The organism is Bradyrhizobium sp. BR13661, from assembly GCF_029892425.1.
GTDB lineage: Bacteria > Pseudomonadota > Alphaproteobacteria > Rhizobiales > Xanthobacteraceae > Bradyrhizobium.
The window spans coordinates 117,119-130,563 of sequence record NZ_JARXWB010000011.1; the positions used below are offsets into that span (position 1 = coordinate 117,119).

General features: G+C 64.7%; 14 protein-coding genes. 9 read left to right on the forward strand and 5 right to left on the reverse strand.

Annotated features, from left to right (window positions below):
• Positions 1–18 precede the first annotated feature (18 nt).
• Genes M2427_RS19530 through M2427_RS19545 form a run of 4 tightly spaced genes read left to right on the forward strand, consistent with a single transcriptional unit; the run spans position 19 to position 2,505 of the window.
• On the forward strand, positions 19–816 hold the full coding sequence (locus M2427_RS19530) for a ComF family protein (protein WP_280708176.1): 798 nt from the start codon (positions 19–21) through the stop codon (positions 814–816).
• A 47-nt stretch (positions 817–863) separates the two neighbouring features.
• Positions 864–1,139 (forward strand): glutaredoxin 3, encoded by a 276-nt coding sequence (gene grxC / locus M2427_RS19535; protein ID WP_280708177.1) that lies wholly within the window; start codon positions 864–866, stop codon positions 1,137–1,139.
• Positions 1,136–2,026 carry a carbon-nitrogen hydrolase family protein gene (locus M2427_RS19540; RefSeq protein ID WP_280708178.1) on the forward strand — a complete coding sequence of 297 codons (891 nt, stop codon included), beginning with the start codon at positions 1,136–1,138 and terminating at the stop codon, positions 2,024–2,026. The genes grxC and M2427_RS19540 overlap by 4 nt, the downstream gene beginning before the upstream one ends.
• Positions 2,023–2,505, forward strand: a complete 483-nt coding sequence (locus M2427_RS19545) for a DUF1178 family protein (protein WP_280708179.1) — start codon at positions 2,023–2,025, stop codon at positions 2,503–2,505. The genes M2427_RS19540 and M2427_RS19545 overlap by 4 nt, the downstream gene beginning before the upstream one ends.
• A gap of 13 nt (positions 2,506–2,518) precedes the next feature.
• On the opposite strand, the gene M2427_RS19550 is transcribed toward M2427_RS19545, so the two are convergent.
• From M2427_RS19550 to M2427_RS19565, 4 genes are all read right to left on the reverse strand, one after another.
• Complete coding sequence (locus M2427_RS19550) at positions 2,519–3,418, reverse strand: EamA family transporter (protein WP_280708180.1); 900 nt, start codon at positions 3,416–3,418, stop codon at positions 2,519–2,521.
• 282 nt (positions 3,419–3,700) lie between these two features.
• Positions 3,701–3,982 carry a GIY-YIG nuclease family protein gene (locus M2427_RS19555; protein ID WP_280708181.1) on the reverse strand — a complete coding sequence of 94 codons (282 nt, stop codon included), beginning with the start codon at positions 3,980–3,982 and terminating at the stop codon, positions 3,701–3,703.
• Positions 3,983–4,092: 110 nt separating this feature from the next.
• Positions 4,093–4,866, reverse strand: a complete 774-nt coding sequence (gene ubiG / locus M2427_RS19560; RefSeq protein WP_280708182.1) for a bifunctional 2-polyprenyl-6-hydroxyphenol methylase/3-demethylubiquinol 3-O-methyltransferase UbiG — start codon at positions 4,864–4,866, stop codon at positions 4,093–4,095.
• 14 nt (positions 4,867–4,880) lie between these two features.
• Complete coding sequence (locus M2427_RS19565; protein WP_280708184.1) at positions 4,881–5,348, reverse strand: PH domain-containing protein; 468 nt, start codon at positions 5,346–5,348, stop codon at positions 4,881–4,883.
• 162 nt (positions 5,349–5,510) lie between these two features.
• On the opposite strand from M2427_RS19565, the gene M2427_RS19570 reads away from it, so the two are divergent.
• From M2427_RS19570 to M2427_RS19590, 5 genes are all read left to right on the forward strand, one after another.
• Positions 5,511–6,767: an aspartate kinase gene (locus M2427_RS19570; RefSeq protein ID WP_280708185.1), complete on the forward strand. Its 1,257-nt coding sequence runs from the start codon at positions 5,511–5,513 to the stop codon at positions 6,765–6,767.
• 268 nt (positions 6,768–7,035) lie between these two features.
• Positions 7,036–9,303 (forward strand): phosphoenolpyruvate--protein phosphotransferase, encoded by a 2,268-nt coding sequence (gene ptsP, locus M2427_RS19575; protein WP_280708186.1) that lies wholly within the window; start codon positions 7,036–7,038, stop codon positions 9,301–9,303.
• A 57-nt stretch (positions 9,304–9,360) separates the two neighbouring features.
• Positions 9,361–10,446, forward strand: coding sequence for a peptide chain release factor 1 (gene prfA / locus M2427_RS19580; RefSeq protein ID WP_280708187.1), 1,086 nt, complete (start codon positions 9,361–9,363; stop codon positions 10,444–10,446).
• 7 nt (positions 10,447–10,453) lie between these two features.
• Positions 10,454–11,335 carry a peptide chain release factor N(5)-glutamine methyltransferase gene (prmC, locus tag M2427_RS19585; protein WP_280708188.1) on the forward strand — a complete coding sequence of 294 codons (882 nt, stop codon included), beginning with the start codon at positions 10,454–10,456 and terminating at the stop codon, positions 11,333–11,335.
• Positions 11,336–11,797: 462 nt separating this feature from the next.
• Positions 11,798–12,589 carry a DUF4167 domain-containing protein gene (locus M2427_RS19590; protein ID WP_280708189.1) on the forward strand — a complete coding sequence of 264 codons (792 nt, stop codon included), beginning with the start codon at positions 11,798–11,800 and terminating at the stop codon, positions 12,587–12,589.
• A 61-nt stretch (positions 12,590–12,650) separates the two neighbouring features.
• On the opposite strand, the gene M2427_RS19595 is transcribed toward M2427_RS19590, so the two are convergent.
• Entirely contained in the window at positions 12,651–13,397 is a 747-nt protein-coding gene (locus M2427_RS19595; protein ID WP_280708190.1) for a methyltransferase domain-containing protein, read from the reverse strand.
• Positions 13,398–13,445: the final 48 nt, after the last annotated feature.

Sequence of the window (13,445 nt, forward strand, 5' to 3'; positions counted from 1 at the left end):
GAACGCTAGCCTCCCCCCATGGACGCCGACGCCGCACCCACCCGTTCCCTCGCCGCACCGCTCCGTGCCGCGTGGACTGCCGGCCGCCACATGCTCACGCATGTGGCAAGGCTCGCGCTCGACATTGCGTTGCCGACGCTTTGCGTGTCCTGCCGCGAACCTGTTGATGGCGAGGGCGTGTGTGCGGCGTGCTGGGCAAAGTTGTCGTTCATCGAGCGGCCCTATTGTCCGCGGCTCGGCATTCCCTTCGTTTACGATCCCGGCCCCGACATGCTGTCGATGGAGGCGATCGCGAGCCCGCCAGCGTATCAGCGGGCCCGCGCAGCGGTGCGTTACGACGATGTCGCACGCACGCTGGTGCATGCGCTGAAGTACCAGGACCGCACGGATCTCGCGCCCGCCATGGGCCGTTGGATGGCGCGGGCAGGCGGCGAGTTGCTCAAAGGCGCCGACATGCTGGTGCCGGTGCCCCTGCATTGGCGCCGCGCCTGGCGGCGGCGCTACAACCAATCGGCTGCACTGGCGCAGATCATCTCACGGCAGAGCGGGGTGAAGGTGAAGGCTGAGGTGCTGCACCGGGTGCGCGCCACCGAGCAGCAGATCGGCCTGTCGCGGGCCCAGCGCGCCACCAATGTACAGGGCGCATTCCAGGTATCCCCCGACCGTCAGGCCGAAATCCAGGGCCGGCGCATCATCCTTGTCGACGACGTCCTGACGTCAGGTGCGACACTGGATGCCTGCGCACGCGCTCTGCTGCGCGCCAAGGCGGCCCAGGTCGACGTGCTGGTCTTTGCCCGGGTTGTCGAAATCAGGTAAACTCCCATATAATTCAACAAATTCATGACATGAGAGCGCTGGACGCCATGACCGCTGCTGTCGAGATCTACACCAGGCCGGGATGCGGCTATTGTTCCGCTGCCAGGTCGCTGCTGACCCGCAAGAAGGCGACCTTCACGGAATTCGACGTGGCCCAGAACCCGGCGTGGCGCGGGGAGATGTACGACCGCGCCGGCGAAGGCTCGACCTTCCCGCAGATCTGGATCGGCGGCACCCATATCGGCGGCTGCGACGACCTCTACGCGCTCGACCGCGAGGGCAGGCTCGACGGCCTGCTCGAAAGCGTCAAGGCGGTATCATGAGCCAGAATCAAGCTGAGGGCAAAACCTTCACCGCCGCCATGGTGCAGATGCGCACCGGCTTGATGCCCGAGCCGAGCCTCGCGCAGGCAACGAAGCTGATCCGGCAGGCGGCGGCCAAGGGCGCCGACTACGTGCAGACGCCCGAAGTCAGCAACATGATGCAGCTGAACCGCAAGGCGCTGTTCGAGCACCTGCAGAGCGAAGAGGACGACGCCTCGCTCAAGGCCTATCGCGCGCTTGCGGCCGAGCTGAAGATCCACATCCATGTCGGCTCGCTGGCGCTGCGCTTCTCGGCCGAGAAGGCGGTCAACCGCTCCTTCCTGATCGGGCCCGAGGGCAATTTGCTCGCGAGCTATGACAAGATCCACATGTTCGACATTGAGCTGCCGGACGGCGAGAGCTATCGCGAATCCGCCAATTACCAGCCGGGCGAGACCGCCGTGATCTCCGACCTGCCCTGGGGCCGCGTCGGCCTCACGATCTGCTACGACGTGCGCTTCCCCGCGCTCTACCGCGCGCTGGCCGAGAGCGGCGCGTCTTTCATCACGGTGCCGTCGGCCTTCACCCGCAAGACCGGCGAAGCGCACTGGCACATCCTGCTGCGCTCGCGCGCGATCGAGACCGGCTGCTTCATCTTCGCCGCAGCACAGGCCGGCACCCACGAGAACAAGCGCGAGACCTATGGCCACTCGCTGATCATCGATCCCTGGGGCGAGATCCTCGCCGAGGGCGATGTCGAGCCCGGCATCATCATGGCCAAGATCGATCCGGCCAAGGTCGAGACCGCGCGTCGCGCGATCCCCTCGCTCCAGCACGGCCGCCGCTTCGGCGTCTCCGACCCCAAGGCCGGGCCGGACCATCTGCATCTGGTGCGAGGATCGGCATGATCCGCTACGCGCTCCATTGCGACCGCGACCATCAGTTCGAGAGCTGGTTCCAGAGCTCGTCGGCCTATGATTCGCAGGTGAAGCGCAAGCTCGTGACCTGCCCGATCTGCGGCTCGGCCAAGGTCGACAAGGCGATCATGGCGCCGCGCATCGTCGGCAAGAAGGGCCGCGGCCAGGCGACGCCGCCGCCGGAGCCGGCCACAACAACTGCGCCCGAGGCTACGCCATCAGGACCGACCTCGCTGATGATGGCGCAGGAGCGCGAGCTGCGCGCCAAGCTGAAAGAGCTGCGCGACCACATCGTCAAGAACGCCGACAATGTCGGCGAACGCTTTGCGAACGAAGCCCGTGCGATGCATTACGGCGACAAGGAGCACCGCCCGATCTACGGCGAGGCCTCGCCGGACGAAGCAAAGTCGCTGATCGACGAAGGCATAGAAGTGTCGCCGCTGCCGACCCTGCCGGAAGACCGCAACTGACGCGCAAAACGCGTCAGAAGCCCACCAGCAGCACCACACCAATCACGATCAGCACGATTCCGATGATCTCACGCGATGCGATCGGCTGCTTGAACGAGTAATACGCCACCGCTTGCGCGAACAGCACCTCGATCAGCGCGAGCGTGCGGACATTGGCGGCGGCCGTCAGCGCGAACGCCAGGAACCAGAACTGCGACGCGAACGCGCCCATGAAGCCTGCGAGCAGCGACGGCTTCCACAATCCCAGGATCGACTGCAGCACTTGTGGCGCGCGCCAGAGCAGATAGATCGTCAGGATCAGCGTCTGCACAAATAGGCCGAGCACCAGCGTGAACGAGGCCGCCGTCACGAAAGAGACGTCGGGAACGTTGATGATCGCGCCGCGAAAGCCGACCGCGGAAAGCGCGAAGGCTGCCGCCGCAACGAGGCCGGTGATGGTCGGCTTCAACTCGGCAAAACTCTTCTCGCCGCCGGGCCGCAGCGCGGTGATGACGACGCCGACAGTGGCGATCACGATCGCCAGCACCTTCAGCCAGGTCAGGTGATCGCCGAGGAAGACGAAGCCGAAGATCGCAGTCTGGATCGCTTCGGTCTTGAGATACGCCGTCGTCACCACGAAGGAGCGGTCATTCATCGCGAGCAGCATCAGGCCGGTGGCGACGATCTGGCTCAGCGCACCCAGCAGCAGCCACGGCCAGAACACGGATGGCGGCATGCCGATGCGATCGCCGGTCGCAACCAGCACCACCGCCAGAAACAGCAGCGAGAACGGGAAGCCGAACAGGAAGCGGATATTGGTCGCACCCCAGGTCCCCAGCGGCTTCGTAAGCGACCGCTGCATCGCATTGCGCGCGACCTGGCCGAGCGCAGCGATGACGGTGAAGGGAATCCAAAGGCTGGCGATGGTGAACATGGGGGGGTGAGAAGCGTTAGGGGTGTCTCGACGCAAACTGCCGAGCGCACGGCAGCAGGTCAATCACACTGACGTCATAGGAGCGATGCTCTCGCAACAAACTCCGCCGTCGTCCCTGCGAACGCAGGCACCCATAACCCCAGGGAGCAGTTTTGCGAAGGCTACCAACCCGCGCATCTGAGACCGTCCTCCACCGAGAGATTCCGCGGTATGGGTCCCTGCGTTCGCAGGGACGACACTGAGGGTGTGGCACAGACCCAGCCGTCTCAGACGACAAACCCATTAAACCAGCAGATCGCTTAGATCGCGCCATTCCAGATTATCGCGCTCGATCAGCTCGATTTTCCAGTCGCGCTTCCAGCGCTTCAGTTGCTTTTCGCGGGCGATCGCCTCGTCCGCTCGCTCGAAAGCTTCGGTATAGACGAGCCGGTACACGCCGTAGCGCTTGACGAATTCCGAGCCCTTGCCGCTCCGGTGCTCTTCGAAGCGTTTCTGGAGCGAGTTGGTAATCCCGATATAGAGTGTTCCGTGACGGCTGCTGGCGAGGATGTAGACGCAGTACATGCTCGGAACGCCTGTCTTGGCTAACGACTGAGGCCTGTGGTTATGGGTCCCTGCGTTCGCAGGGACGACACCGACCGAGGGGCACGAGCTCGCACCTCCCTCACGCCACCTCACACCATCCCTTCCGCCACCACCATGTAGTTCACATCCATATCGGACGAGAGCGTCCATTTGTCGGCGAAGGGGGAGTAGACGACGCCGGTCTGCTCGGTGATGACGAGGCGGTTGTCGAGGAGGTGTTTTGTCAGTTCGTCGGGGGTGACGAACTTGTTCCACTCGTGGGTGCCGCGCGGCAGCCAGCGCAGGACGTATTCGGCGCCGACGATGGCGAGCGCAAAGCTCTTCCAATTGCGGTTGAGCGTGGACACGACCATCAGCCCGTTCGGCTTCAGCATCGAGGCGCAGCGCTTCAAGAAGACGCCGACGTCGACGACATGCTCGACCACTTCCATCGCCAGCACGATGTCGAAACGCTCGCGCGGGTCGATTTCCTCCACCGTGGTGCAACGATAGTCGATCGACAGATGGCTCTTGTCAGCATGCAACTTTGCGGCAGCGATATTGCTGGCCGAGGGATCGACGCCGATCACCTGCGCGCCAAGGCGCGACAGCGGCTCGCACAACAGGCCGGCACCGCAGCCGATGTCGAGGACGCGCAAGCCGCCGAGGCAGTTGAGGCTGCGCACATTGCGCTCGAACTTGCGGCAGGCGGCGTCGCGGATATAGCCGAGCCGCAGCGGATTGATCCGGTGCAGCGGCGCCATCTTGCCCTTCGGGTCCCACCACTCGGCCGAAAGCTTGGAGAATTTCGCGATCTCGGCGGCGTCGACGGTCGAGCCCGCCGGCGGGGTGGCAGTTGCGGAACTATCTTGTTGCATGCTCATGGTTACGCGCAGTCCTACCGCGTGGTGATCGAGCTACGGAAGGCGAGCGGCGAGGCGATGGTGCGGATGGTTTCGCGACCTTCGCCGACGCCGTTGATGGTCACGTCGCCATAATTGAGAATACGTCCAAGGATGGTCTGGTCGACGTCCACGCTCTCGACCTTGTCCAGCGCCATCTCGAAAGTCCGGCGCTTGATGAAGCCGACTTTGTGCACGACCCTCAGGTTGGTGACGTCGGTCTCGGTGGTGAGGCGATGGAACCAGCCCCTCACCGTCCAATACAAAGCGGCCAGCGCTACCAGGCCGGAGCCGAACAGGCTCAGCATCTCCACGCTGTAGACATCGCTCCGGCGGGAGGCTGCGAACAGGACCAGGGCCACGATCCAGGCCAGAATGGCCGGGAAGTAGAAGATCCAGTGCGCATTGGTCGAATACAGCACCCGCTCGCCCGGTTGCAGGATTTCGTCGATGTAACGCGCCATGATCTCGGTTAACCCATACCCCGGCTGGACCTGAAGCCTGCCCCCGCAGGAACCCGCTTGCCCCCGGCCCCGTCGCTATGTATACGCCCGGTCGGTGTCCGCAGGGCCTCGTCCATTTGCCGGCCACCATACTGATCCTCAAGAGGGAATGCACGCGTCGTCATGAGCCGCCTCGTGATGAAATTCGGCGGCACATCCGTCGCCAATATCGAACGTATCCGCAACGTCGCACGCCATGTGAAGCGTGAGGTGGACGCCGGCCATGAAGTGGCTGTGGTCGTCTCGGCGATGTCGGGCAAGACCAACGAGCTGGTGGCCTGGTGCACCGAGGCCTCGCCGATGCACGATGCGCGCGAATATGACGCCGTCGTGGCCTCCGGCGAACAGGTGACCTCGGGCCTGCTGGCGATCGTGCTGCAGAGCATGGGCATCCAGGCCCGCTCGTGGCAGGGCTGGCAGATCCCGATCAAGACCAGCGATGCCCATGCTTCGGCCCGGATCGAGGGCATCGACGGCAGCGAGATCATCTCCCGATTCAAGGATCGCAAGGAGGTCGCTGTTATCGCCGGCTTCCAGGGCATCGACCCCAAGACCAACCGCATCACCACCCTTGGCCGCGGCGGCTCCGATACCTCGGCCGTGGCAGTTGCCGCCGCCGTCAAGGCCGATCGCTGCGACATCTACACCGACGTCGACGGCGTCTACACCACCGACCCGCGAATTGTGCCGAAGGCCAAGCGGCTCGACAAGATCGCGTTCGAAGACATGCTGGAACTGGCCTCCCAGGGCGCCAAGGTGCTCCAGGTTCGTTCGGTGGAACTCGGCATGGTTCACAACATGCCGATCTTCGTCCGATCGAGCTTCGACAAGCCCGAGGATATCGACCCGCATGCCAACCAGCCGCCCGGCACGCTGATCTGCGGCGAGGAGGAGATCATGGAAAACCACGTCGTCACCGGTATCGCCTTTTCGAAGGACGAGGCCCAGATCTCGGTGCGCCAGATCGAGGACAAGCCCGGCGTAGCCGCGTCGATCTTCGGCCCGCTCGCGGATGCCAATATCAATGTCGACATGATCGTTCAGAACGTGTCGGAAGACGGCAAGACCACCGACCTCACCTTCACGGTGCCGGCCGCCGACTACGTCAGGGCCAAGGACACGATTACCGCCGCCAAGGCCAAGATCGGTTATCTCAGGCTTGATACCGCTACCGACGTCGCCAAGATCTCGGTGATCGGCAGCGGAATGCGCAGCCATGCCGGCGTCGCCGCGCAGGCGTTTTCGGCCCTCGCCGGACGGAATATCAACATTCGGGCCATTACAACCTCCGAGATCAAGTTCTCGGTGTTGATCGACACCGCCTATACCGAGCTTGCCGTGCGCACCCTGCACACGCTCTACGGCCTCGATCAAGGTTAGACTAATTTTCTCTTAGCGGTCGCAGCAAACGCGAAGGTGTACACACCTTCGCGTTTGGCAGGCGTTTTGCTTGGCAAAACAAGCCTCAATTCGCTATACGGCGAACAGGGTGGGCTGCCGCAGACTGTATCCCAGTTCAGGCCGCTGATTCGGTGCAAGCCGTCGTTTGCACCTGCGCCGGACAGACAATTTGATTGTTTTTCTGGAATTTTAGGCCAGCCGCCGGCCAATATCGCCGGGCCCGGCAGACGGAGGAGATTGACGGTTCATGCGGAGCGCGTCGGGAGGTCCCCGCGTCTTGTTGAGACGGCTCCGCGAAACCATGGCGGAGCAGGTCTCGGCCCAGGAGCGGCTGGACAAGATCGTGGTGCTGATCGCCGCCAACATGGTGGCCGAGGTGTGCTCGGTCTATGTGCTGCGCATCGACAACACGCTCGAGCTCTACGCCACCGAAGGCCTCAACCGCGAGGCGGTGCACCACACCGTGCTCAGCGCCCATGAGGGCCTGGTCGGCCTCGTCGCCAGCGAGGCGACGCCGCTCAATTTGAACGACGCCCAGAGCCATCCGGCCTTCTCCTTCCGCCCGGAGACGGGTGAAGAGATCTACCACTCGTTCCTTGGCGTGCCGATCCTGCGCGCCGGCAACACGCTGGGCGTGCTGGTGGTGCAGAACCGCGCCAAGCGCACTTATGTCGAGGAAGAGCTCGAGGCGCTGCAAACCACCGCCATGGTGCTCGCGGAGCTGATCGCGTCAGGCGAATTGTCAGCGCTGGCCCAGCCTGGCCAGGAACCCGCCGCGCGCCACTCGACGCAGAAGGCCGGCGCGATCCTCTCGGAGGGCATCGCGCTCGGCCATGTCGTGCTGCACGAGCCGCGTGTCGTCATCAAGGACTACATCGCCGAGGACCTGCCGAAGGAAATCAAGCGGCTCGACACCGCGCTCGCCAAGCTGCGCTCGGATCTCGACCGCATGCTGGAGCGCGGCGATGTCGCGGAAGGAGGCGAGCACCGCGACGTGCTCGAAGCCTACCGCATGTTCGCCAACGACCAGGGCTGGTCGCACAAGCTACACGAGGCGGTGGCGACGGGCCTCACCGCGGAAGCCGCCGTCGAGCGCGTGCAGTCCGACACCCGCGCACGCATGCTGCGCTCCACCGATCCATACCTGCGCGACCGCCTGCATGACCTGGAAGACCTCGGCTACCGCCTGATGCGGCAGTTGGTCGGCCAGGATCACGCGCCTTCACGCGAACAATTGCCCGACAATGCCATCGTCATCGCGCGCGCGATGGGTCCTGCGGCGCTGCTCGACTACGACCGCAAGCGCCTGCGCGGCATCGTGCTGGAGGAAGGCACCGCCAACTCCCACGTATCGATCGTGGCGCGCGCGCTCGGCATTCCCGCCGTCGGCGAGGTGCCGAACGCGCCTGGCATCGCAGATCCAGGCGATGCCATCATCGTCGATGGCACGTCTGGCGCGATCTATGTGCGCCCGTCGCAGGAAGTCGAGGCTGCCTACGCCGAGCGGGTGCGTTTCCGCGCCCGCCGCCAGGCGCAGTATCTGGCGCTGCGTGACCGGCCCTGCGTCACCAAGGACGGCGAGAAGGTCGAGCTCCTGATCAACGCGGGCCTCGCCATCGACCTGCCCCATATCGACGACACCGGCAGCGCCGGCATCGGCCTGTTCCGCACTGAGCTGCAATTCATGGTCGGCCAGAGCCTGCCGCGCACCAGCGACCAGCTCGCACTCTACCGGGCGGTGCTCGATGCCGCAGGCAGCAAGCCCGTCACCTTCCGCACCCTCGACATCGGCGGCGACAAGGCGCTGCCCTATATGGAGACGGTGATCGAGGAGAATCCCGCGCTCGGCTGGCGCGCGATCCGGCTCGGGCTCGACCGTCCTGGCTTGTTGCGCGGCCAGATCCGCGCGCTGCTCCGCGCCGGCGGTGGCCGCGCGCTGCGCATCATGTTCCCGATGATCTCGGAGGTCGCCGAGTTCGATTCGGCGAAGGCGCTGGTCGAGCGCGAGCTGACATATTTGCGCCAGCACGGCCACACGCTGCCGGAGCGCATCGACATCGGCACCATGGTCGAAGTGCCCGCGCTGCTTTATCAGATGGACGAGCTGTTGAAGAAGGTCGACTTCATCTCGGTCGGCTCCAACGATCTGTTCCAGTTCCTGTTCGCGGTCGACCGCGGCAATGCCAAGGTCTCCGAGCGCTTCGACACCATGTCGACGCCGATCCTGCGCGCACTGCGGGATATCGCGCAGAAATCGCAGGCCGCACAGAAATCGCTGTCGCTCTGCGGCGAAATGGCCTCGAAGCCGATCGGCGCGCTGGCGCTGCTCGCGATGGGTTACCGCTCGCTGTCGCTGTCGGCGACCGCGCTCGGCCCGGTCAAGGCGATGGTGATCGACCTCGACGTCAAGAAGGCCGCAGCGATGCTTGGGCCGCTGCTGGACGCACCCGCGGGCAGCGTCTCGATCCGGCAGAAGCTGACGGAGTTTGCCGAAGCCGAGGGCCTGGCGTTGTAGCGGGCCTGTCGCCCCTCTCCGCCACCTCGCTTCCCTCCGCTATTTGAGACTGAACCCATGTCGTCACTCCCCGAAGCCAAACTGGACGTCCTGCTCGCGCATCACGCTTCGCTCGAAGCTGAATCGCTGGGACAACTCTCTTCCGAACGCTATGTGCAGGTCACGCGCGAGCTCGCCGAGATCACCCCGCTGATCGACGCGGTGAAAACTTATCGTGCGGCCGTGAAGGAACTGGCCGACACCGAGGCACTGATCGCCGATCCCGCGACCGATGCCGAGATGCGCAGCATGGCGGAAGCCGAGCGCGACGAGCTCAACCCGAAGATCGAGGATCTCGTCCAGAAGATCCGCGTCGCGCTGCTGCCCAAGGACGCCATGGACGACCGCAACGTGGTGCTGGAAATCCGCGCCGGCACCGGCGGCGACGAGGCCTCGCTGTTCGCCGGCGACCTGTTCCGGATGTACGAGCGCTTCGCCGCCTTGCAGGGCTGGAAGGTCGAGGTGATCTCGGCCAGCGAAGGCACCGTCGGCGGCTTCAAGGAGATCATCGCGGAGGTGCAGGGCCGCGGCGCGTTTTCGAAGCTGAAGTTCGAATCCGGCGTGCATCGCGTTCAGCGCGTGCCCGACACCGAGACGCAGGGACGTATTCACACGTCGGCCGCGACCGTCGCGGTGCTGCCCGAGGTCGAGGATGTCGACGTGGAGATCAAGAACGATGATCTGCGCATCGAGACCATGCGCGCGCAAGGCGCCGGCGGCCAGCACGTCAACAAGACGGAATCGGCGATCCGCATCACCCACATTCCGACCGGCATCGTGGTGATGATGCAGGACAGCCGCTCGCAGCACAAGAACCGTGCGTCCGCCATGAACATCCTGCGCTCACGCATCTACGACGCCGAGCGGCAGCGTGTCGACGCCGCGCGCTCGGCCGAGCGCAAGGAAAAGGTCGGCTCCGGCGACCGCAGCGAGCGCATCCGCACCTATAATTTCCCGCAAGGGCGCGTCACCGATCACCGCATCAACCTGACGCTCTACAAGCTGCCGCAGGTGATCGCGGGCGAAGCGCTCGGCGAACTGATCGATGCGCTGACCACCGAGCACCAGGCCGCACAGCTCGCCGCGCAAGGCGCGGCGGCGTGACCGGCGCGTGAGCAATCCCTTCAAAGGTCAATCGATCGAGAGCGCGCGGCGCGCGTTCGCTGCACAGCTGAGATCGGCGGGGCTCGGTGAAGCAGAGCTCGACGCGCGTGTCCTGCTCGGCGCAGTGCTCAATCTCGATTTGACCGGCCTGATCGCGCAGGCCGCGCGTCACTTGACGGAGGCCGAGGCGTCGCAGCTCGCGAGCTACGCGCAGCGGCGCATCGACGGCGAGCCGGTGGCGCGCATTCTCGGCACCCGCGAATTCTGGGGCCTGCCGTTTCGCTTGTCGGAAGCAACCCTGGTCCCGCGGCCCGATACCGAGACCGTGGTCGAGCGTGCACTTGAACTGTTTCGCGAGCAGAGCCTGTCTCATCCGCCGCGCATCGCCGATATCGGCACCGGATCTGGTGCAATCCTGCTCGCGCTATTGCACGAGATTCCCGAGGCCTTTGGCGTCGGCACCGATCTCAGCCTCACCGCGCTCCGCACCGCGAGAAGCAATGCCGCCGCGCTCGGCCTTGCCGACCGTGCGGCCTTCGTCGCCTGCTCCTATGCGTCGGCGCTGTCGGGCCCGTTCGACCTGATCGTGTCGAACCCGCCCTACATTCCTGCAGGAGAAATTCCGAAACTGAGCATCGAAGTGCGCGAGCACGACCCGCATCTGGCGCTCGACGGCGGCAATGACGGATACGACGCCTATCGCTCCCTGATCCCTCAGGCGAGCGAACGGCTCGTGCCCGGCGGGGCCCTGATCGTCGAGGCCGGACAGGGCCAGGCACGGACGATTGAAACCTTGATGACGGCTGCCGCGTTATCCATCGACAGGCCCCCCAAGGCCGACCTGGCAGGCATCCAGCGGGCCGTCTCCGCCCGAAAAATGCCCCCATAAAAGCCCGATTGGGTTCGAAAAAACCTCTTGGAATATCCCGTGGGAACGACTACGTTCCGGTCAACACATCGGTGCCGGCCCCGTAGACCTACGGGTGAAAGCCGGGCTCTCGGGCGAGAGCTTTACTGATTATAGGTTCCTAGCCGCAGGTCCTGTTGAGCGCGATGGCCAGAGGTGCTGCGCTGCTCTCCGACCGCAAGTGAACGAAAGCCAGATATTGCGCTTGAAGACTTACGCGACACAGCTGGGCTTGTTTCGGCAGGCAATATGAATGGGTTCGCTGGCACTGAATGCTGGCGGGTGGGGAACGCGTCTTTGTTGAACGCGACGGTCGACGAACATCGGCAGGGTCTGATCCGCTCTTGCGCGCGGTGCGCGCGAGGCATGCGAGCCGCTGCCATCGGGTCACTCTCTGCAATCAGTAATGCGTGCAACCTTTAGGGCTGGAATTAAAGGCAGGACATGAGAAACGGTCAGAACAAGCAGCGGATGCGCAACCGCAATAACAATAACAACAACAATAACCGCCGCGGCCAGAACCCGATGACCCGGGTCTACGAATCGAACGGCCCCGATATCAAGATCCGCGGCACCGCCTCCCATATCGCCGAGAAATACCTCCAGCTTGCGCGTGACGCGCGCTCCTCGGGCGACCCGGTCGCCGCCGAAAACTACTACCAGCATGCCGAGCATTATTTCCGCCTGATCGCGGCGGCCCAGGAACAGTTCCGCCAGAACCAGCAGCCGCGTGGCGACGAGCCCATCAGCACCAGCAGCGACGACAGCGAGGACGACGGCGAGAATTTCTCGAATTTCGGCCAGGAGCCGGGATTCGTCCCGCAGCCGCAGCAGCAGCCCTTCGTGCGCGACCGCGACGGCCAGCGCGATCACCAGCGTGACTACCAGCAGCGTGACAACCGCGATAACCAGCAGCCTTATGTGCGCGATCAGCAGCAGCCGCGCGAGCATCGCGAGCGCGAACATCGTCCGCAACCTCAATATCAGCAGCACCAGCCACAGCCGCCGAACCAGCCGCAGCCCGTCGTCGCCGATGCCGGCAACGTCGATCGCCTGCCGTCCTTCATCACCGGCGCACAGCCACAGGCAAACAGCGCCCCTGGCGGTTTCGAGGGTGGCAATGGCGGCGGTGGCGAGCGCTATCCGCGGCGCCGGCGCCGGCCGCATAACGGCCCGCGCCCCGAGCGCGAGGCAGCTCCGGCCGCGACCAGCGACGATCTCGCCCCCGGCGAGTAAGGCGCACCAAGATTCCTGATCTTCACTGCAGTCGTCCCGGCTTTGCCGGGACGATTTGTTTTCAGCTCCGCGTCGCCGTCGTCGACGACGGCACCAGCACGGGCTTTGCCAGCGACGGAATCAGCCGGGCACGTTCGCGTTTGGCGGGGATCGCCCGATAGACCTGCTTGGTTGCTTCGACGATGTGGACACCGGCAAATGGCAGCGACAGCGCAGCTCCGGCGCGCTCCCACATCTGCGCCGATTTCAGCACCCAGCGGCCGGCATAAGGCGGCATGAACAGCGCTTCGCCCCAGCCGGTCGGCGTGAACCAGGTCTGGCGCAAGAGGTCCGTGATCTGCGAGCGCGAATAGGGACGGCCATGGCCGAACGGCGTGTTGTCGCTGCGCGTCCAGACGCCGCGCCTGTTCGGAATCACCGCGATGACGCGCCCCGAGGGCGACAGCACCCGCCAGACCTCGCGCAGCAGCGCCGCAGGATCGTCCGACATTTCGAGCGCATGGACCAGCAGGATGCGGTCGACCGCAGCATCCGGAAGCGGCAGCGAGAACTCGTCGACCAAGGCGGCCAGCGCGGGGCGCCCGGTCGGCCATTTCAATACGCCCTGGGCCGCCGGCATGAAGGCGATGCAGCGCTCCGCGTCCTCGCGGAACAGCCCGAGATAGGGCGTCGGATAGCCGATGCCGAGCACGCGCTGGCCCTCGGCGTTCGGCCAGCGCTCGTGGATGCCGCGATTGATCATCTGCCGCGCCACAATCCCGAGGCGACGGGAATAGAACTCTCTGAGGTCAACGACATCGATGGTCATGACGGCAATGTAACATGCACAAGGCGGCTGCCGCGCGCGGAATATTGC